This window comes from Polaribacter sp. (genome assembly GCF_965656025.1).
GTDB lineage: Bacteria > Bacteroidota > Bacteroidia > Flavobacteriales > Flavobacteriaceae > Polaribacter.
Window position 1 is genome coordinate 1 of sequence record NZ_CBFHJT010000060.1, and the last position, 20447, is coordinate 20447.

The following is a 20447-nucleotide window of genomic DNA, read 5'->3' on the forward strand; positions in this document are numbered from 1 at the left end:
CCACTACCTTCTCCTGCTGTAGATTGAATGTAAACTGTGTGATTTCTTTTGGTGAGTTCAAAAACACCTGCAGGTGTCATTCCTACCCTACTCTCGTTGTTTTTAATTTCTTTGGGAATTCCAATTTTCATGTTGCTTATTTAAGAATTATAAGCAGTTAAAGTTAGTTTGTTTTTTTGAGATATAATAATTAAAAGATACTTTGATTTATTTTTATGATATCAACTTTATTATTCTTAAAAAAATATGTTAATAGAGAAATTATTAGTAAAAATTATTAATAAAACAAAAGTCAGCTTTAAAAGCTGACTTTATTACAATTGTAAAAGTATTTAATACGTTGTTTAATCTAAATCGAAACGAAGTCCCATAGAAATATTTCTAGTTTCTGTGTCTTTAAACAGAGGATTTAAATCGTACTTAACATATAAACTTGTAGACTTGTAACCCAAATAGGCACTTAAACCGTAGTTAAAAACATTCATATTAAAATTATCATAAGCAACTTGTTCTATGTCTCCGTTATTTGGATCTGAATATTCTAAATATTGTCTTGTACCTAACTTAAAACCAGCAAAACCTCCTATTCCGATTCTTACAGAACTGTTTCTTCTATCATATACAAAACCATCTTTGTATTTTTTATTTTTTGATAAATCCCACTCTAAATGTACAGGAAAATTCATTTGTACATGACGTAATCTACTGTCTTTTAAATCTTGTGGAAAAACTTGAATTTCTGTAACATCACCATTTTTTATATGGTATTGATTGTCTTCTAGTCGTAAATTATTCCAAAGAAAAGAAACACCATATTTAAAATACAATTGAGAAGCTTCTCTAGAAAATCGAGTTTTCCAAGTAAAACCTAATTCGTAAAAACGAGAACGCCTAAATTGATATTCAGAGTCGTTTAAAGATGATAATTGATTGTTTTGCAATACATTATTCGCACCCATTGCAAAAACAAATTGTGTGGTTGTACTTCTGTTTCTTCTGTTAGATCTATGCCATTTTTTTTCTTTTTTATTCTTATAATTAGTATCACTATCTACCGTAAAACGAAATGTTTTGTTACCCACAGTAAATGTGTTTATTTCATCATCATTACTAAAATCTTTATTAGAAGAACTTGCAATTTTACCATTGGTTTTGTCTTGTACCAACAACTGTAACAAACGTTCTTGCTCGCCCACTTTTAACTCTATTTGTTTAGCATGGTATGCAGCCACTTCTTTCTTTAGCGTTTCTGCTGTTGGTTTTGTTATTTCGCCTTTGTCTAATTTCTTGTCTATTTCTAACACTTTTGTTTTTAAGGAATCTTTCTGGTTTTTTGTAATCAGCTCAATTCTTTTAGAAATTTTTGCAACTTCTTTTTCAAATGTTTTTTCTTGTGCAACGACTACCAGTGATGCAAAAAAGAAGATTAATAGTACTATTTTTTTCATTTTTATTGTTTTAAAATTGTTTTTTAATTTGATTTTTCGACTAAACTCAAAAAGATGGGTTTTAATCATTTCTACTAGCAATTACAGAAGCGATATCTGTTACTCTTCTTTTTAGAGAATTTAGAAAGTTATTCTGAAAAAAATCATCATTAATAGTACTTTCTACTTCTGCTAAAATGGTTTCGGGATTTACTTTTAAATTCGATTTTTTGAGCTCACTTTTAATCGTTTTTAAAACATCATCTCTAGTAACATTATGTTTCGCATAATATGCTTTCACTTCTGTATCTGAATGTGTTACAGCATATAACAAATCTGCTCCACTTACTTTTATTCGGCTGTTTTTATTGTTTTCTACGGTAGATTCAAAGGTTTCTTTTTTTACGAATGGTTTTAGTTCATCAATATTTATAGCAACTTTATTTTCGATTTCTTTTTTATTGATTTCTTTTTTATTGATGTTTCCATTATTTGCAATTTTATTTACCTTTTTTGTTGAATTCTTTATTTTATTAGAACTGACGCTTTTTGGTTTGGTTTCTTCTACTTTTTTCTCATTATTTGCAATGACTTCCTCAACTGGAACTTCATTAAAAAGTTGGTCTATTTTATTTTTAATAAGAACTGTATCAATAGGTGTATCTACAATGATGGTTTCTGGTATGATAACTTCTTCTTTATCAGAAAAGAGATAAATTCCTAAAGAAATTAAAACCAAAATACTTGCTGCATAGCCTATATAAAAAAACCAACCTCTCTTTTTTTGCGCAGGTTGTTGGTCTAACTGAGTAGACAAACGTTCCCAGGCAGATGCAGATGGTTGAAAAACTCTTTCTGCAAGTTTTTCTTTTACGTTTTTATCTATTTTATTTGATTTCATGAACTGTTGTATTCATTTTTATATAATTTTCTTGCAATAATTTACGCGCTTTAAATAATTGCGATTTTGATGTACTTTCAGAAACGCCTAATTTTTCTGCAATTTCTGAATGTTTAAAACCTTCTATGGCATATAAATTAAATACCATTTTGTAACCTTCTGGTAATTGATCTATCAAGTTTTGAATGTCTTCAACAGCCGTATTTTCTAAACTTTCTGTGGCTGCATCGTTAAATACATATTCTTCATCAGATAGATTAATTACATTTTTTTTACGGAGATAAGAAATGCAGGTGTTTATCATAATTCTTCGAATCCAACCTTCAAAACTTCCTTCGTGTTTAAACTTTTGTAAGTTGGTAAAAACCTTTAAAAATCCTTGTAACATCAAATCTTCTGCATGATGCAAATCTTTTACATATTGCCTACAAACGCCCAACATTTTAGGAGAATGTTGCTCAAACAATTGTTTTTGCGCTTCTCTGTTGTTGTTACTCGCTTTTTTAATAAGCGATTTTTCGGTATGCAAGTTGATAATTTTCAAGCCTCTTAAAATCTGGTTTTACTGCCTTACAAATATATAGACTACCAAAGTTTTAAAAAGGTTGCTTTGTGTAAAAAAGTTTTTTAAAACTTTTTTGGTTTTTAGTTAATAGTTTTTGGTTGGTATGTGACAAAAGCAATCCTAAAATAGAATATAGTCTAACTCGTGTTGTAGATACCTATTTTAAAAACTAATTTTAATAAGCATCCACATCCAAAATAAATCTGATAGGTCTAAAATCTTTAACAGCTTCAAACGTGTTTCTAATTTTAGAAACCGTGTTTTTGGTGTTTGCTAAGCTTTGTTTTGGTGGAATTTTAATCACAATATTTTTAATATACTGATTTCTTATTCTAGCAACTGCTGGTGCAGTTGGGCCTAAAACGTTTTCACCAAAAGCATTGTATAAGGCTTTGAATAACCAATTTACGCCAGTATCTAGTTTGTTGTAATCTCTATGTTTTAAGGTGATTTTTATCAACCTATAATAAGGTGGATATTTATATTGCCAACGATCTTGCAACTGTTCTTTATACATTTCTATATAATTTGTAGTAGAAACTTGTTGCAATATTTTATGATATGGATTGTAGGTTTGTATGGCAACATTTCCTTGTTTTTTGCTACGACCTGCTCTACCAGAAACTTGTACCATCATTTGATAAGCTCTTTCATGCGCTCTAAAATCTGGAAAGTTTAACATGGTATCTGCATTTAAAATGCCTACTAAAGACACATTTTCGAAATCTAAACCTTTAGACAACATTTGTGTACCTACTAAAATATCTATCTCTTTGACCTCAAAAGCACCAATTATTTTCTGATAACCAAATTTACCACGAGTAGTATCTAAATCCATTCTACTAATTTTAAAATCGGGAAATAACTCTTTTAGTTCTAGCTCAATTTGTTCTGTACCAAATCCTTTGGTATCTAAAGTATTGCTCCCACAAGCTGCACAACTATTGGGCATTGCACGTTGGTAATTGCAATAGTGGCAACGTAATTCGTGTTTGTATTTATGAAAAGTTAAGGTAACATCGCAATTGGGGCATTCTGGAGAAACACCACAAGTTTTACATTCTACCACAGGTGAATAACCACGTCTGTTTTGAAATAAAATAACTTGCTCTTTTTCGTCTAAAGCTTCTTGAATTAATTTGAGCATTCTATCAGAAAAATGGCCATTCATTTCTTTTTTTCTGTGTTTTTCTTTTACGTCAATCAGCTCTATTTTTGGCAATTGAACATTGCCAAAACGTCTGTTTAATTCCACAAAACCATATTTTTTTTGCTGTGCATTAAAATAACTTTCTAAAGAGGGTGTTGCAGAACCCAATAATATTTTTGCTTGATGTATTTTTGCCAAAACAATGGCTGCATCTCGTGCATTGTATCTTGGTGATGGCTCAAATTGTTTGTAAGAAGTTTCATGTTCTTCATCTACCACAATCAATCCTAAATTAGAAAAAGGTAAAAAAACCGAAGATCTTGCTCCTAAAATTATTTGTGCTTTTGTTTTATTTTCTAACACATTATTCCAAACCTCTACCCTTTCATTCATAGAGTATTTTGAGTGAAACACAGAGATTTGATTGCCAAAATAAAATTCTAAACGTGTGATTATTTGGGTGGTTAAAGCAATTTCTGGCAATAAAAATAAGACTTGTTTACCAGCATCTAAAACTTCTTGTATTAGTTTTGTATATACTTCTGTTTTACCAGAACTCGTAATTCCGTGTAATAATGTAACGTCTTTTTTTGTAAACGTTTCTTTAATTTCTGAAAGTGCTGTTTCTTGAAATTCGTTCAAAGTTTTTAAATCGTTGGTATCTCCTTTAAAATTAATTCTATCTGTTTGAATGTGATAAAACTCGAAGATATTTTTGTCTACCAAAGATTTTAAAATGGAAGGTGAAACATTCGCTGCTTTTTCTAAATCTTTCGCTTTAATAGGTTTTTTAGAAGAAGCTAATTGAAAAAAAGTTAATACAGCTTCTCGTTGTTTTTTTGCTCTCGACAATTCTTCTAAAAGCGCGTTTAAAGAATCATCTGAATTATAATCTTTATGCAAACGCACATATTTTATCAATTTAGGTTTGTACGTTTCATAAATTTCTTCTTTAATGTAAATGGCAGATTTTTTAATCAACTCATTTACAATAGGCATTACTTTTTTCTTCCCTAAAATAGCTGCAACTTGGTGTATGGTTAATTGTGATTGATGCTGTAAAGCCTCAAAAATTAGAAACTCATTGTCATCTAGAGAAACATCATCTGTAAATGCTTCGTTTTTATAAATTATGGTTTCGCTTTCTAGCAAAAATGCAGATGGTAAAGACGCTCTATACACATCACCTAAAGCGCACATGTAATAATTAGCAATCCATTGCCAATGTTTTAATTGTTGTTCATTTACAATAGGTGTTGCATCTAAAATTTGATTGATTTCTTTGGCCTCATACAAAGTAGGTGCTGTTGTATGAATGTTAAAAACCAAGCCCGTGTACATTTTGGTTTTCCCGAAAGAAACGGCCACACGCATTCCTTTTTGTAAAAAACTAACTTCCTCTTCTGTAACTGAATAGGTAAACGTTTTTTGAAGTGGAATGGGTAAAATAAGGTCTATAAAATGTTTTGACACCTTGAGTGGTTTTTCGATTGAAATGAGAAAAATTGTATCAAGAAGTCTTATTTTAAAAAAGTTCTATATACAATTCCAATCACAAAATTGAAATTGCTAAAACTGACATTCTTTTACAATTAATAACTATCAAAACTACATAAAAAACGTTAGATTTTAAACATTAATTTGCAAACAAATAGTAAGTTTTATTTAAAGTATTAGATTTGTAAGAATGATTCGATATAAAAAAATAAGAGGTCACAAACGTATTTGGAAGGATATTGATTTTTGGGTAGAAAATAATAAAGTTTTAGATGTAGCATACCTGCAACAAAGAGAAAGAGAATATGTAAAAGTTTGGGTAGCTCCTTTTAGCAATATTAGTGTGTTAAACAGTGAGTTTTCGCCTCCAAAAGGAAAGACAAGAAAAAAAATTGTAGCAGGAATTTTTACCATTTACAGGCATTGGAAAAAACAATTAGAAGCATTAAAGGAGCCATATTATTTAAAAATTTGGTATTTCCCTCATGATGTTTCTAAATGCCAAGTAGTTTGTGCTTTGGGTGCTTGTTTGGATTTTTATGACAAAACTTTTTACAAACCCAAAAACACTAAACCTTTTCCTGAAGATGTTAAAGGTTTGGATTGGGAATATAGACACCAAGAGCATCATATCACTAAAGATGATATTGGTGAACCTGATGAGTTTTATACATACAAAGATTATATCGATAGAAAAAAGTGGGTTGAAGGAATTATGAAAAACCCAAAAACCAGAATTTCAACATATCCGAATGACGATATTACACCAACCTACTACTCTATAAAAGAATGGGATGTTTGGATTGGTGGAGATTAATTATGGATTAAAAAAATTATGAACTAGTTTGGTTTTTTTTTTAACTCTTACAAGAAATAATTTGGTTTGTTTCTAAACTTAAAAAAAACGAACTTCGCTAACTTCGAATATAAGTCATTAAAACGACGTCATATTCGAGTTAACGTTGTGCGCAATTCGAGACAATTTTGGTGTTATACCAATTTTTGGTATATTTGAATAAATATGTAAACAAATGAACAAAAACACATCAATTTCACTCGGTAATTATTTTGACCAATTCGTTCAAAGTCGCATAAGTGAAGGAAGGTTTAAAAACGTTAGTGAAGTTATACGGGCTGGATTAAGACTATTGGAAGAAGAAGAAAGCAAAATGATTGCTTTGAAAAATGCAATACACGAAGGAATTGATAGCGGAATAGCTCACGATTTTGATCCAAAAAAACATCTTGAATCTCTAAAAGCCAAAAAGAAATCGAATGGCTAAATACAAGTTAACTAACAAAGCTGTTGAAGATTTATCGAAGATTTGGGATTACACATTTGAGGTTTGGTCGGAAAAACAGGCCGACAAGTATTACGATAAACTGATTTCCGACTGCCAGGAAATTGCAGACAATCCAGATTTAGGAAAAAAATATGAAGGAATAGCAAGACAACTTCTTGGAATAAAGGTAAATCGACATATAATATTCTACAGAACTATTAACGAAAATTATGTTGAAATTACGAGAATATTGCACGAAAGGATGGACTTGAAAAATAGAATAACAGAATGAAAACTGCGCACAACAACGCATATAAGCAATAGCTTCAATTCGTAATACAACGAAAATAAAAGTAAAAACAAACAATAAAAAATAATCAACATTAGGGGAGAGCTACTGCTCATATCCCCACCTTAGCGAAAATAAAAAAACTACTCTTCAGAATTAGCATCTTCTTTACGAGGTTTCATTTTTCTAGTTCCTTCATACAACTCATACTTTACAAATTTACAGTCTAAATCTCCATTTTTTAACGCAATTCTTTTAGAAGTTCGTAAACCGACCGATTTTAAAGCATCTGTATCTGAAGTGATTAACCAAGCAGTAGAACCTGGGTAATTGTGTTTTAAGGTATCGCCTATTTTCTTGTAAAATTCTTGTGTATCTATATTTAAACGCTCGCCATAAGGTGGATTAAACAAAATGGTAGTATTGCCAAAAACTTCTTTGGTTGAGTTGAAAAAATTGACATGATGCACACCAATAAACTCGTCTAAATTGGCACTTTCTATATTGGCTTTTGCTTTTTGTACAGCAGATGGTGCTTTGTCAAAACCCATAATTTTAAAATGTGAACTTCTAATTTTCTTTAACAAAGCATCTTGTATTGTAAAATACAAATCCTCATCATAGTCTTTCCAATGCTCAAAAGCAAAGAGTTTTCTATTGATGTTTGCAGGAATGTTATTGGCTATCATTGCTGCTTCTATTAAAATAGTACCAGAGCCACACATGGGATCTATAAAATTTTCATCGCCTCTGTAACCAGATAATAAAACCATACCTGCAGCCAAAACTTCGTTTATGGGTGCAATGTTAGTAGCAGTTCTGTAGCCTCTTTTGTGTAAAGAATCTCCACTAGAATCTAAAGAAACTGTTAACCAATCTTTCTGAATATGCACATGTATTTTTACATCTGGATATTTTAAATCTACATTGGGTCTTTTGTGATATTTATGTCGAAAATAATCTGCAATCGCATCTTTAGATTTTAAAGAAATATAATGCGAATTAGACGTAAAATTCTTAGAATTAACAACTGCGCCAATGGCAAAAGTACCTTCTGCATCTAAATAATTTTCCCATTTTATTTTCTGAATAGATTCGTACAAATCTTCTTCATCATAAATTTTACAAGTTTTTATAGGCTTTAAAATACGTACTGCAGTTCTTAACGCAATATTGGCTTTGTACATAAAACCTTTATCGCCTCTAAAAGAAACGCTTCTAACGCCTTCTTTAATATCTTGTGCGCCTAATAATTTAAGTTCGTTTGCCAATACACCTTCTAAACCAAAAAGTGTGGTTGCTGTCATTTTAAAATCTTTGTTCATACTCATAAAATTGACTGCAAAAATACACTTTCTAAGTAGGAATTATTAGAAATTCTAAATTTGATTTTTTAGCAAGCAAGATTTAGTTACTTTTACATGCTTAAATTAGATATGAAAACAACAGATTGGTTTGTAGATTGGTTTAACACACCTTACTATCACATATTATATAAGGATAGAAATGATGATGATGCGCAGCTATTTATGCGAAATATCACCACTTTTTTACAGTTGCCCAAAAGTACTCATATTTTAGATTTGCCTTGTGGCAAAGGGCGTCATTCGGTTTTTTTAAATTCTTTAGGTTATAAAGTTACCGGAGGAGATTTGTCTGAAAACAGTATAAAAGCTGCTAAAAAATTTGAAAATGATACCTTAAAGTTCAAATTGCATGATATGCGCGAACCTTTTAACAACAGTTATGATGCTGTTTTTAATTTGTTTACAAGTTTTGGTTATTTTAAAGAGGACAAAGAAGATATTTTAACCTTACAAAATATTAAAAACAGTTTGACTAAAAACGGTGTTTTTGTATTCGATTTTTTAAATCCGACTTTTGTTAAAAATAACTTGGTAGCCCAAGAAACTAAAATTGTAGAGAATATTACTTTTTACATAAAACGAGAAATTAAAGAGGGTTTTATTTTAAAACATATTTCATTTTTTGCAGATGGAAAAAATCATAATTTTACAGAACGTGTAAAATATTTAGATTTAGAAAAAATGACCCGTTTTTTAAATAAAGTAGGTTTTCATATAACACATATTTTTGGAAATTATCAGTTAAATCAGTTTGATGCCAAAAGTTCTAAGAGATTAATTACAGTAGCAAAATAATGAGTTATATTTTTTTAATTTTATCTGTTTTATTGGGTGCTATATTGGTTTTTATTATAAAACCAAGTACTAAAATTGTTCGCTTACTATTAGCTTTTAGTGGCGCTTATCTTCTGTCTGTTACTATTTTACACATATTACCAGATGTTTATACAATAAATTCTGATGATACCCTTGTTGGAATTTTTATTTTAGCAGGAATTATATTACAATCCGTTTTAGAATCGTTTTCTAAAGGTGCAGAACATGGACATATTCATATACATACAGATAGTAAACAATTCCCCTCATTACTGTTTGTGAGTTTGTGTATTCATGCTTTTTCAGAAGGTTTGCCAATTCATCATGCAGACAGTAATTTATTATGGGCAATTGTAGTTCATAAAATTCCGATTGCGATTGTGTTGACAACCTTTTTGCTACATACCAAATATTCAAAAAAAACTGTTTTTTTGTTTCTATTCTTTTTTGCTCTTATGAGCCCTTTAGGAATACTTTTAGGTGATAAAATTTTATTTTTTAATAGCTATGCAACAGAAATTACTGCTTTAATTATAGGGGTTTTCTTACATATATCTACCATCATTCTTTTTGAAACAACAGAAAATCATAAATTTAATTTGCAGAAGTTTGTTGCGATTCTTTTAGGAATTTTGTTAACTATTTTTACTTTATAACAATATACTCTTTAAGTATAATTTTTAATTGCCAACTTCATTAATAAATTTAATACGCATTAACCGTAGTTCTTCCTCATCATAATCGCCATCAAACTCGTCTAAGGCATCTTGAATTTTATCAGTTTCTGCCTCCATAAAATACTCATGTATTTCTTCTTGTTGATCTTCATCTAATAAATCATCTAATGCATAATTGATATCTAATTTGGTTCCGGAAAATATGATTGCCTCCATTTCTTTAATCAATTCTTCCATTTCTAAACCTTTCGATTTTGCAATATCTTCTAAAGGAAGTTTCTTGTCGGTATTTTGTATTATAAATAGTTTTAACCCAGAATTTGTACCCGTACTTTTTACAATTAAATCATCGGGTCTTAATACATCATTATCATCTACATATTGTGCAATTAATTTTATAAAATCTTTCCCAAATTTTCTTGCTTTACCTTCTCCAACACCATGCACTTTAGATAGTTCTTCTAAAGTAATTGGATATTTTAAAGCCATATCATTTATAGATGGGTCTTGAAAAACTGCAAAAGGCGGAATACCTAATTTGGTAGCTACTTTTTTTCGTAAATCTTTTAAAATTTTCATCAATTTATCATCTGAAGCACCCGTAGATTTAGCATTGGTTATAATATTATTATCATTTTCTTCTGAATACGAATGGTCTTCTGTCATTAAAAAAGAAGTAGGTTTTTCTAAAAACTGAGCCCCTTTTTCTGTCAATTTGATAACACCATATTGCTCTATTTCTTTTTTAATGTAGTTTACAACTAAAATTTGTCTAATTAAAGCCATCCAATAAGAGGCTTTTTTATCTTTTCCAATACCAAAAAAGGGTTGTAAATGCGTTTTATGCGAGGTTAATAAAGCATTTTCTTTACCAATAATTGTATTTACAATCTCTTTAGATTTATATTTCTGTAAGGTGTTTTTTATCACAGATAATAATTTCTGCACATCTTCTTTAGCTTCATGCTTTTTCTTCGGGTTTCTAGAATTATCGTCCATATCTGCACCTTCTCCATTTACTTCATCAAAATCTTCTCCAAAATAATGCAATAAATATTTACGTCTGTTCATAGAGGTTTCTGCATAACCTACAACTTCTTGCAATAATGCGTGCCCTATTTCTTGTTCTGCAACAGGTTTACTAGACATAAATTTTTCTAGTTTTTCTATATCTTTATAAGCATAAAAAGCCAAACAATACCCTTCTCCGTCATCTCTTCCTGCTCTACCTGTTTCTTGGTAGTAGCTTTCTAAACTTTTAGGAATGTCATGATGTATTACATAACGAACATCTGGCTTATCTATTCCCATACCAAAAGCAATGGTTGCTACTACGACATCACAATCTTCCATTAAAAACATATCTTGATGTTTTACCCGTGTTTTAGCATCTAAACCAGCATGATAAGGAACTGCATTTATTTCATTTACTTGTAATATCTGTGCAATTTCTTCAACTTTTTTTCTACTTAAACAGTAAATAATACCTGATTTACCTTGTCTTTGTTTTACAAATCTGATGATATCTTTTTCAACTTCTTTTGTTTTAGGTCTAACCTCATAAAACAAGTTAGGTCTATTAAAAGAAGCTTTAAATCTGTTGGCATCTAAAATTCCTAAGGTTTTTAAAATATCTTCTTGTACCTTTTCTGTTGCTGTAGCTGTTAAACAAATAACAGGTACATTATCTATTGCTTTTATAATGTGTTTTAAGTTTCTGTATTCAGGTCTAAAATCATGTCCCCATTCAGAAATACAATGGGCTTCATCTATAGCAACAAAAGAAATTTTTTGAGTTCTTAAAAAAGTAACATACTCTTCTTTTATTAGAGATTCTGGCGCTACATACAAAAGTTTTGTAATTCCGTTAGAAATATCTTCTTTTACTTGTGCTATTTGAGATTTGTTTAGAGAAGAGTTTAATACATGAGCAACCCCATTATTTTCTGAGATTCCTCTTATAGCATCTACTTGATTTTTCATTAACGCAATTAATGGAGAAACCACAATTGCTGTACCCTCTTGCATTAATGCCGGTAATTGGTAACAAAGTGATTTACCACCACCCGTAGGCATAATAACAAATGTATTATTACCAGTTACAATACTTTTAACAACTTGCTCTTGTAAGCCTTTGAATTTGTTAAATCCAAAGAACTTTTTTAAAGGACTATGTAAATCCATTTATTGAATATTCGTTTTAAATTAAAAACAACGTACAAACTTTCTTTATTATTTGTTGTAACTATTTTTTGTAGTAAATTTGCTCGTTTCTTAATCTAAAGATATAACTTTTTTTTATTCTGATAAAATACAAACCAATTGAAAAATTTGAAACCAATTTTACAAACTGCAAAAGAAACTATTTTATTAGAAAGTACTGCAATTGCTAATTTGGGAAATTTACTGGACAGCAATTTCGAAAAAGCTGTAAATTACATTTTAAACGCAAATGGTAGAGTAATTGTTACAGGAATTGGAAAAAGCGCAAACATTGCTACAAAAATAGTAGCTACTTTAAATTCTACTGGCACACCTGCTATTTTTATGCATGCTGCAGATGCCATTCACGGAGATTTAGGTAATGTACAAGAAAACGATATTGTAATTTGTTTATCTAAAAGTGGAAATACGCCAGAAATTAAAGTTTTGGTTCCATTAATTAAGAATTACGGAAATAAAATTATTGCCATTACTGGTAATATTGATTCTTTTTTAGGGAAAAACGCAGATTTTACATTAAACACTTTTGTAGAAAAAGAAGCTTGTCCAAATAATTTAGCACCCACAACTAGTACTACTGCTCAATTAGTAATGGGAGATGCTTTGGCGGTTTGTTTGCAAGATTTAAGAGGGTTTTCTAGTAAAGATTTTGCAAAATATCATCCAGGTGGAGCGTTGGGTAAGCGTTTGTATTTAAGAGTTTCTGACCTCATAAAAAACAATGAAAAGCCAGAAGTAGATATTAAAAATTCTGTAATTAAAGTAATTTTAGAAATCTCTGAAAAAAGACTTGGAGTAACCGCTGTTTTAGAAAACAATACTCTTGTTGGTATTATTACAGATGGTGATATCAGAAGAATGTTAAGCAAAACAACCGACATTAATAATTTGCTAGCACAAGATATAATGGGTAAAAACCCAAAAACAATACACAAAGATGCTATGGCTGTAGAAGCTTTAGAAAAGCTAGAAAACAACAAAATAACACAAATATTAGTTGTAGATAATGATAATAACTATGTGGGTGTTGTACATTTACATGATTTAATTAAAGAAGGGATTTTCTAATGGCAAAAGCACAAAAAGAAATGTCTTTTTTAGGACATTTAGAAGAATTAAGATGGCATTTGGTTAGGAGTGCATCAGCAATATTTATCATTGCAATTGTATTATTTATTTTTCAAAAAGAAGTGTATGAACATTTTTTATTGGCACATAGAAAACCAGATTTTATAACTTACCAACTTTTTTGCGACTTTTTTAACTTATTTGGTATGGATAGTACGTTTTGCAACGTTACTTTTAAAGATAATTTAATCAGTTTAAAACCTACTCAGCAATTAATGAACTCAATCTGGTCTTCATTAATTTTAGGTATCGTACTCTCTTTTCCTTATTTATTATGGGAAATCTGGCGTTTTATATCACCAGGTTTAACCGAAAAAGAAATTAAAAACTCTAGTGGTTTTATTTTTATTGCCTCATTTTTATTTTTTATAGGAATTGCATTTAGCTTTTATGTAATTGCACCAATATCTATCCATTTTTTATATAATTATCAAATTACAGATTTAATACAGAATAATTTTACAATGGATTCCCATATAGGACTTGTAACCAATATGTTATTGGGAGTTTCTATTTTATTTGAGTTACCAGTACTTGTTTATTTTTTAACAAAAATTGGTTTGGTAACACCTCAGTTTTTAAAAAAATACAGAAAACATGCTTTGGTTGTTGTGTTAATATTAGCAGCAATTATTACGCCTCCAGATATTGCTAGTCAAGTAATTGTAGCAATTCCAATACTTATTTTATACGAAGTAAGTATTAAAGTTTCTAAAATGGTGATTAAAAAACAACAAAAAAATGCACAAAAAAGTCCAAGAGTTTAATGATTATCGTTCTAAAATGAACGAAAAAATTCTAGCATCAGACAATAAAGTAATTAAGAGAATATTTAATTTGGATACAAATGCCTTTAAAGAAGGGCACTTACCCGTTAAAACCAAAGAGCTTTTAGGTTTGGTAGCTTCAGCAGTTTTAAGATGTGATGATTGTGTACAATATCACCTAGAAGCCGCTAAAAAAAATGGTGTAACTACAGAAGAAATGATGGAAACTATGTCTATTGCAAACTTAATTGGAGGCACCATAGTAATACCACATTTAAGAAAAGCGGTTGAATACTGGTATCTTCTTGAAGAAGAAGAAATAGTGTAATTGTGTAACTGTTTAACTGTGTAAATGAATAAACGTTTAAGAATGCTTTAAGATTCTTAACAGACATATTTATTACATTTACAAAAGCAAACAATTATACGTTTCAACAATTACACAATTAAACATCATAAAATATGATTTTAAAAGCAGAAAACATTCAGAAAATATACGGAAGTAGAAAAGTTGTAAAAGGCATTTCTTTAGAAGTTCAGCAAGGAGAAATTATTGGTCTTTTAGGACCCAATGGTGCTGGGAAAACAACTTCTTTCTACATGATTGTTGGCATGATTAAACCCAATACTGGCACTATTTTTCTAAATGATGAAGAAATTACCCAAGATGCCATGTACAAGCGTGCCCAAAAAGGGATTGGTTACTTAGCACAAGAGGCCTCTGTTTTTAGAAAATTGTCTGTGGAAGATAACATTATGTCTGTTTTACAATTTACTGGACGCTCTAAAAAAGAGCAAAAAATAAAATTAGAATCTCTTATAGAAGAGTTTAATATTGGCCATGTAAGAAAAAATAGAGGTGATTTATTATCTGGTGGAGAAAGAAGGAGAACGGAAATTGCACGTTGTTTGGCTTCTGACCCTAATTTTATTTTACTAGACGAACCTTTTGCGGGCGTAGACCCAATTGCTGTAGAAGACATACAAAGTATTGTGGCTCAATTGAAAAATAAAAACATCGGTATTTTAATTACAGATCATGATGTACAAGCTACTTTAGCGATTACAGATAAAACCTATTTAATGTATAATGGTAGTATCTTAAAAGAAGGTACTCCAGAAGAATTGGCTGCAGACGAAATGGTACGTAAAGTATATTTGGGCAAAGATTTTGAGTTGAAAAAGAAGAAAATTTTTCAATAAAAACAACCTATATGCCATAGAATTCCTGATGGATCATGCAAAAAGAATTCTTTACCCCAATCGTTATTTACAATTTCTGATAGTTTTACTTTTTCGAACTTTTCTGAAAGATTTTTAAATTTTAGAATTTCTAAATACTCTTCAACATTTTTTACTTCTAAAAATAACATGGTATTATCTACCCAATCTTTTACGTAGGCTTTTTGTAAATAAAAACTTAACTTTTCGTCAACCTTAAAAACGGACAAGGTTTCTGATAAAACCACTTCCGAAAAACCTAAATCTTTGTAAAAGCGTCTAGATTCTTCAAAATTATTAGCACCAATAAACGGTCTTATTGATTTAAATAGCTGCTTTTTTTCCATCATTAGAAAATATTGATACGATTACATAAAGACCTATTATTAAAGGAATTGAAAGGTATTGTAAGAAGATAATCATCCCTAAAGAAACCACTAAAAATAAATATTTTACCAAATTATTTTTAATTGAATATTCTTTAAATTTTAATGAAAATAAAGGCAATTCAGCATTCATTAAATAGGTTAAAATTAAAGTAATCGCTATTAAAAAATAATTATTTGAAATTAAATTCTGAGTAAATTCAATATCTGAAAATTGTTGAATTAATGGCAAAGAAATTACAAACAAACTCATTGCTGGTGTTGGCAAACCTATAAATGAATCGGTTTGTCTTGTATCGATATTAAATTTTGCTAATCTATAACAGGCTCCTAAAGTTAATAATAAACCTAAAAGTTGAATTGGAGCTATTTTAATTCCACTCCAAATCATACTCTCTGTCCCTTCAAAACTTGAAACAAAATAATCGTTTGGAGATAACAACCTAAACATTATAATTCCTGGTACAACTCCACTTGTAACCATATCTGCTAAAGAATCTAATTGTGTGCCTAAATCACCTGAAACATTTAATAAACGTGCTGCAAATCCGTCAAAAAAATCGAAAAATATACCTAATACTACAAACAGTGCTGCGAGTTCAAAAACTCCATGTACTGCAAAAATTGTGGCAACCGTTCCACAAAAAAGATTTCCAAGTGTTAATAAATTAGGAATGTGTTTTTTCATAATAAATGGAATAAAAAGCTAAAATAAGAAATAGAAATTGGGTTGTTTTCTAATATTGTCTTTTTTTATGTATTTTTAAAAAAATCTACCAAATTGTATTACTATGCCAATTTTAGAATCTGACTTCTCTCCTACTTTACCTTTTAAAAATGGACATTTTAACACCATGTACAGACCTCTTTTTATGAAAGACACTTGCAATTACCTTAGAAAAAGAGTAATTACCTGGGATGATGATTTTATAGACTTAGATTTTTCTTTAGTAGGCTCAAATACCTTGGTTTTGTTGATACATGGCTTAGAAGGAAGTTCAGAATCTAAATACATGGCATCTACCTCTAATTTTCTAAATAACAAAGGTTTAGATACTGTTTGTTTTAATTTACGAAGTTGTAGTGGAGAAGATAATTTATTATTAGCAACCTATCACAGTGGTAAAACGGAAGATGTTGAGTTTATAGTGAATCACCTTTTAAAAACCTACGATTACGAAAATTTAATATTAGTTGGCTTTAGCTTAGGTGGTAATTTAACCTTAAAATATATGGGGGAATTTCAAGAGAAATTGTCTGATAAAATTAAAGGAGCCATTGCAGTTTCTGTACCTATAGACATTGCTACAGCAGAAGTAGAAATGGAAAAATTAAAGAATAAATTATATGTAGAAATGTTTTTTAAAACCATGAAAAACAAGATCTTAGAAAAAGCTTACAAGTTTCCAGCATATAATTTAGACAAAGATCAACTTTTTAAGGCTACTAAATTTAAGCATTTAGAATATTTGTATACAGTGCCTGTTTTCGGGTTTAAAAATCCAGAAGATTATTGGCAAAAAGCAAGTTCTAAACCTTATATTTCTAAAATAGACAGACCAACTCTACTTATAAACGCTAAGGATGATACTTTTTTATCTGCAGAATGCTATCCAAGAAAAGAAGCTTTACAATCTAAATATTTCTTTTTAGAAATCCCGAATTTTGGAGGTCATGTGGGGTTTATGACTTCTTTTAAACCCAATGAAAATACTTGGTTAGAACAAAGAATTGCAAGGTTTATAGAAGAAAATATTAAAATAAATTTACACTAAACAATAACTTATAAAAACAACTGTTATTTTATTAGTATTTTAGATATTTGTTTTAGAAAAATATTACAGTTGAAATTAAAATTATTCCTTTTTTTATTATTCACAAATTACTTGCTAAATGCACAAGCATTTAGAAGCTATTCTAACGAATTTTTAAATATTGGTGTAGATGCAGCAGCTTTAGGTATGAGTAAAACTGTGGTAGCAACTACCAATAATGTAAATGCAATTTATTGGAATCCTGCAGGCTTGGTGGGTATAGAAGACTACCAAGGGTCTTTAATGCATGCCTCCTATTTTGCAGGTATTGCCAACTATAATCATGCGGCTTTTGCAATGCCAATAGACAAAGAAAGTGCTTTGGGTATTTCCATCATTCGTTTTGGTGTAGATGACATTTTAAATACCACAGAACTTATAGATAGCGAAGGAAATATAGATTTTAATAGAATAAGTCTTTTTTCAGCTGCCGATTATGCGTTTAATTTTGCTTATGCTAGAAATTTAATATTTAAAGATGTAAAATTTGGTGTAAATGCCAAAATTGTAAGAAGAACCATAGGTAACTTTGCTTCTTCTTGGGGATTTGGTTTTGATGTTGGTTTACAATTTGAAAGAAATAATTGGAAATTTGGGGTAATGGCTAGAGACATTACAACTACTTTTAATAGTTGGGCAATAAATGAAGTCGAATTTGATAAAATAAAAGATGCTATTCCTGGGCAAAATCAAGAATTACCGGAAACTACCGAAATTACAAAACCAAAATTACAATTAGGTGTTGCCAAAGATTTTAGAATTGGACGCTTTTTTAACCTATTAACAGAGGTAGATTTAAATGTAAGATTTGCTAAAACCAATGATATCTTATCTTCTGATGCTGCAAGTATAGACCCAGCTGTTGGCTTTCAAGTAGATTATGACCAATTGGTATATTTACGAGCTGGTGTTGGTAATTTTCAATACATTACTCAATTTGATAATACAAAATCAGTATCACTACAACCCAATTTTGGAGTTGGTTTTAACTACAAGGGAATCCAAGTAGATTATGCACTTACAAATATTGGTAGTGTTGGTAACGCTTTATATTCTAATATTTTTTCTATTACTTTCGATTTTCTGTTTCTAAGACCCTAGTTTTTATGAAAAAAAGTATTTTCTTACTGCTTTTATTTACATTTTTAGGAATTCAATTACAAAAAGCTCAAGTAAATTTATCCGTATATTCAGAAATTTCTATAGTTACAGCAGGACCTGGAGATGAATTATATGAAAAATTTGGGCATTCTGCTATCAGGATTAAAGACCCGGTTTTAAACTTAGATATCATCTATAACTACGGGATTTTCGATTTTAATGCACCAAATTTTTACACCAATTTTGCGCAAGGAAAAATGTATTACCTGTTAGCTAAATACGATTTTAAATATTTTTTAAATAGTTATAAGAGAGATAGACGTTGGGTAAAACAACAGGTTTTAAATTTAAATCAGCAAGAAAAACAAGCCTATTTTGGATATTTAGAAACCAATGCACTAAAAGAAAATGCAACCTATTTATACGATCCATTTTTTAATAATTGTGCCACAAAACTTAGAGATATTACAAAGGATGTTTTTAAGAATAAGGTAATATTCGAGACAGAAGGTATAAAAGAAAATAAAAGTTTAAGAAGCTTAATGAATCAAGAACTTTACTATAATTCTTGGGGAAATTTAGGCATCAACTTAATTGCAGGTACTATTTTAGATGTAAAAAGAAAACCTGAGGCACATATGTATTTACCAGATTTTGTGTATTCTCTTTTTAAAAATGCTTCAGTAAAGAGTAATGATAAAGAAAAACAACTTGTTTTAAGAGAAGATGTAATATTAAATTTTGAAGAGAAAAGGAACTCAGAATTCAGCTTATTTAGTCCGCTTATAATACTTACGTTTATTACTTTAATTGTAATATTCATCACCTACAAAGATTATGAGAAAAATAGTAGAACCAAAATAGTAGATTTTTTAGTGTTTTTTATAACTGGGTTTGTTGGTTTAATTTTAGTCTACTTATGGTTATTTTCTTCTCACAAAACTGCCCCAAATAATTTTAATATTCTGTGGGCGTTTTTACCAAACTTAATTTTAGCTTTTCTAGTATCTAAAAGTATTTTAAAGACATGGTTTAAAAGATATTTAATGTTGCTTTTACTATTTTTATTAGTAATTCCTGTATTTTGGGTTTTTAAGATTCAGGTTTTTCCGATAGCCATAATCCCTTTATTATTGTTGCTTTTTGTGAGGTATATTTTTCTTTATAAATACCTACTGTCCTCTAAAAAATAAAACGGTCGTAATTGTTTTAATTAGAATTTTAAAATCTAGAAAAGCACTTCTTTCTTTAATATAATATAAATCATAACGTAGTTTTGTCTCTTGCTCTTCAATTGTATTTGCATACGGGTAATTTACTTGTGCCCAACCAGTTAAACCTGGTCTAACAACATGTCTAATGGCGTAAAAAGGGATTTGTTTTTCTAAATATTTTACAAATTCTGGTCTTTCTGGTCTTGGCCCAATAATACTCATTTCTCCTTTTAAAATATTAAAAAACTGAGGTACTTCATCTAAACGCGTATTTCTTAAAAACTTACCAAAAGAAGTTATTCTAACATCGTTTTTCTGTGCCCAAACTGCGCCATCTTTTTCTGCATTTTTTACCATAGAACGCAGTTTAAATATTTTAAATATTTTTCCGTTTTGACCAATCCTTTTTTGAGCATAAAAGAAAGGACCTCTGTTTGCTAATAAATTACCAACAATAATAATAGGTAGCAAAAAAATAAAACAAATTAACCCTAAAACTGCGACTACAATATCTACAGTTCTTAAACCAAATAGATAAAACCTATTATTATTATTTTTACTAAAGTTAATATATTTATAAAAATTATGTTCTAAATATTCTTTTGGTACACTTGATGTAAT

21 protein-coding genes and 1 pseudogene are annotated in these 20447 nt (G+C 29.6%); 12 read left to right on the forward strand and 10 right to left on the reverse strand.

Going from position 1 to position 20447, the window contains the following annotated elements; all coding sequences use genetic code 11:
• From ACTG3S_RS11060 to priA, 5 genes and pseudogenes are all read right to left on the reverse strand, one after another.
• A pseudogene (locus tag ACTG3S_RS11060) lies at window positions 1–131 on the reverse strand (alanine dehydrogenase); the annotation flags it as partial.
• Between the two features lie 213 nt (window positions 132–344).
• A complete protein-coding gene (locus ACTG3S_RS11065) occupies window positions 345–1448 on the reverse strand; it encodes a hypothetical protein (protein WP_439129416.1) in 1104 nt (367 codons plus the stop codon).
• Window positions 1449–1509: 61 nt separating this feature from the next.
• The gene (locus tag ACTG3S_RS11070; RefSeq protein ID WP_439129417.1) at window positions 1510–2328 is read right to left on the reverse strand and encodes a hypothetical protein; all 819 of its coding nucleotides are present in this window, start codon (window positions 2326–2328) and stop codon (window positions 1510–1512) included.
• Window positions 2315–2872 (reverse strand): RNA polymerase sigma factor, encoded by a 558-nt coding sequence (locus tag ACTG3S_RS11075; RefSeq protein ID WP_439129418.1) that lies wholly within the window; start codon window positions 2870–2872, stop codon window positions 2315–2317. The genes ACTG3S_RS11070 and ACTG3S_RS11075 overlap by 14 nt, the downstream gene beginning before the upstream one ends.
• Before the next feature lie 196 nt (window positions 2873–3068).
• Complete coding sequence (priA, locus tag ACTG3S_RS11080) at window positions 3069–5516, reverse strand: replication restart helicase PriA (protein WP_439129419.1); 2448 nt, start codon at window positions 5514–5516, stop codon at window positions 3069–3071.
• Between the two features lie 214 nt (window positions 5517–5730).
• Here priA and ACTG3S_RS11085 point away from each other — a divergent pair, with 214 nt between their 5' ends.
• From ACTG3S_RS11085 to ACTG3S_RS11095, 3 genes are all read left to right on the forward strand, one after another.
• A complete protein-coding gene (locus tag ACTG3S_RS11085) occupies window positions 5731–6357 on the forward strand; it encodes a hypothetical protein (RefSeq protein WP_439129420.1) in 627 nt (208 codons plus the stop codon).
• 214 nt (window positions 6358–6571) lie between these two features.
• Window positions 6572–6823: a type II toxin-antitoxin system ParD family antitoxin gene (locus tag ACTG3S_RS11090; protein WP_439129421.1), complete on the forward strand. Its 252-nt coding sequence runs from the start codon at window positions 6572–6574 to the stop codon at window positions 6821–6823.
• Window positions 6816–7115, forward strand: a complete 300-nt coding sequence (locus ACTG3S_RS11095; RefSeq protein ID WP_439129422.1) for a type II toxin-antitoxin system RelE/ParE family toxin — start codon at window positions 6816–6818, stop codon at window positions 7113–7115. Before ACTG3S_RS11090 ends, ACTG3S_RS11095 begins: the two co-directional genes overlap by 8 nt.
• A gap of 140 nt (window positions 7116–7255) precedes the next feature.
• Here the strand turns inward: ACTG3S_RS11095 and ACTG3S_RS11100 are convergent, their stop codons facing one another.
• Window positions 7256–8437 (reverse strand): THUMP domain-containing class I SAM-dependent RNA methyltransferase, encoded by a 1182-nt coding sequence (locus tag ACTG3S_RS11100; RefSeq protein ID WP_439129437.1) that lies wholly within the window; start codon window positions 8435–8437, stop codon window positions 7256–7258.
• 111 nt (window positions 8438–8548) lie between these two features.
• On the opposite strand from ACTG3S_RS11100, the gene ACTG3S_RS11105 reads away from it, so the two are divergent.
• Together ACTG3S_RS11105 and ACTG3S_RS11110 are read left to right on the forward strand one after the other, a co-directional pair.
• The gene (locus ACTG3S_RS11105; protein WP_439129423.1) at window positions 8549–9274 is read left to right on the forward strand and encodes a class I SAM-dependent DNA methyltransferase; all 726 of its coding nucleotides are present in this window, start codon (window positions 8549–8551) and stop codon (window positions 9272–9274) included.
• Entirely contained in the window at window positions 9274–9951 is a 678-nt protein-coding gene (locus tag ACTG3S_RS11110; RefSeq protein WP_439129424.1) for a ZIP family metal transporter, read from the forward strand. Before ACTG3S_RS11105 ends, ACTG3S_RS11110 begins: the two co-directional genes overlap by 1 nt.
• Before the next feature lie 24 nt (window positions 9952–9975).
• Here ACTG3S_RS11110 and ACTG3S_RS11115 read toward each other — a convergent pair whose 3' ends face one another.
• Window positions 9976–12156, reverse strand: a complete 2181-nt coding sequence (locus ACTG3S_RS11115) for a RecQ family ATP-dependent DNA helicase (RefSeq protein WP_439129425.1) — start codon at window positions 12154–12156, stop codon at window positions 9976–9978.
• A 138-nt stretch (window positions 12157–12294) separates the two neighbouring features.
• Between ACTG3S_RS11115 and ACTG3S_RS11120 the strand changes: the two genes are divergently transcribed.
• From ACTG3S_RS11120 to lptB, 4 genes are all read left to right on the forward strand, one after another.
• Entirely contained in the window at window positions 12295–13263 is a 969-nt protein-coding gene (locus tag ACTG3S_RS11120; protein WP_439129426.1) for a KpsF/GutQ family sugar-phosphate isomerase, read from the forward strand.
• A complete protein-coding gene (gene tatC / locus ACTG3S_RS11125; protein WP_439129427.1) occupies window positions 13263–14090 on the forward strand; it encodes a twin-arginine translocase subunit TatC in 828 nt (275 codons plus the stop codon). Before ACTG3S_RS11120 ends, tatC begins: the two co-directional genes overlap by 1 nt.
• Entirely contained in the window at window positions 14065–14418 is a 354-nt protein-coding gene (locus tag ACTG3S_RS11130) for a carboxymuconolactone decarboxylase family protein (RefSeq protein ID WP_439129428.1), read from the forward strand. Before tatC ends, ACTG3S_RS11130 begins: the two co-directional genes overlap by 26 nt.
• 134 nt (window positions 14419–14552) lie before the next feature.
• Window positions 14553–15293 (forward strand): LPS export ABC transporter ATP-binding protein, encoded by a 741-nt coding sequence (gene lptB, locus ACTG3S_RS11135; RefSeq protein WP_439129429.1) that lies wholly within the window; start codon window positions 14553–14555, stop codon window positions 15291–15293.
• Here lptB and ACTG3S_RS11140 read toward each other — a convergent pair.
• Both ACTG3S_RS11140 and ACTG3S_RS11145 read right to left on the reverse strand, forming a co-directional pair.
• Window positions 15287–15661: a glyoxalase gene (locus ACTG3S_RS11140; RefSeq protein ID WP_439129430.1), complete on the reverse strand. Its 375-nt coding sequence runs from the start codon at window positions 15659–15661 to the stop codon at window positions 15287–15289. The two genes, lptB and ACTG3S_RS11140, sit on opposite strands and share 7 nt — an antisense overlap.
• Window positions 15636–16385, reverse strand: coding sequence for a CDP-alcohol phosphatidyltransferase family protein (locus tag ACTG3S_RS11145; protein WP_439129431.1), 750 nt, complete (start codon window positions 16383–16385; stop codon window positions 15636–15638). Before ACTG3S_RS11145 ends, ACTG3S_RS11140 begins: the two co-directional genes overlap by 26 nt.
• 103 nt (window positions 16386–16488) lie before the next feature.
• Here ACTG3S_RS11145 and ACTG3S_RS11150 point away from each other — a divergent pair, with 103 nt between their 5' ends.
• The 3 genes from ACTG3S_RS11150 to ACTG3S_RS11160 all read left to right on the forward strand — a co-directional run bounded on the left by ACTG3S_RS11150 (window position 16489) and on the right by ACTG3S_RS11160 (window position 19805).
• A complete protein-coding gene (locus ACTG3S_RS11150) occupies window positions 16489–17472 on the forward strand; it encodes a YheT family hydrolase (protein ID WP_439129432.1) in 984 nt (327 codons plus the stop codon).
• Window positions 17473–17541: 69 nt separating this feature from the next.
• On the forward strand, window positions 17542–18612 hold the full coding sequence (locus ACTG3S_RS11155; RefSeq protein ID WP_439129433.1) for a PorV/PorQ family protein: 1071 nt from the start codon (window positions 17542–17544) through the stop codon (window positions 18610–18612).
• Between the two features lie 5 nt (window positions 18613–18617).
• The gene (locus ACTG3S_RS11160) at window positions 18618–19805 is read left to right on the forward strand and encodes a lipoprotein N-acyltransferase Lnb domain-containing protein (protein ID WP_439129434.1); all 1188 of its coding nucleotides are present in this window, start codon (window positions 18618–18620) and stop codon (window positions 19803–19805) included.
• Here the strand turns inward: ACTG3S_RS11160 and ACTG3S_RS11165 are convergent.
• A partial coding sequence (locus ACTG3S_RS11165; RefSeq protein ID WP_439129436.1) for a sugar transferase occupies window positions 19785–20447 on the reverse strand: 663 nt, incomplete at its 5' end. The genes ACTG3S_RS11160 and ACTG3S_RS11165 overlap by 21 nt on opposite strands.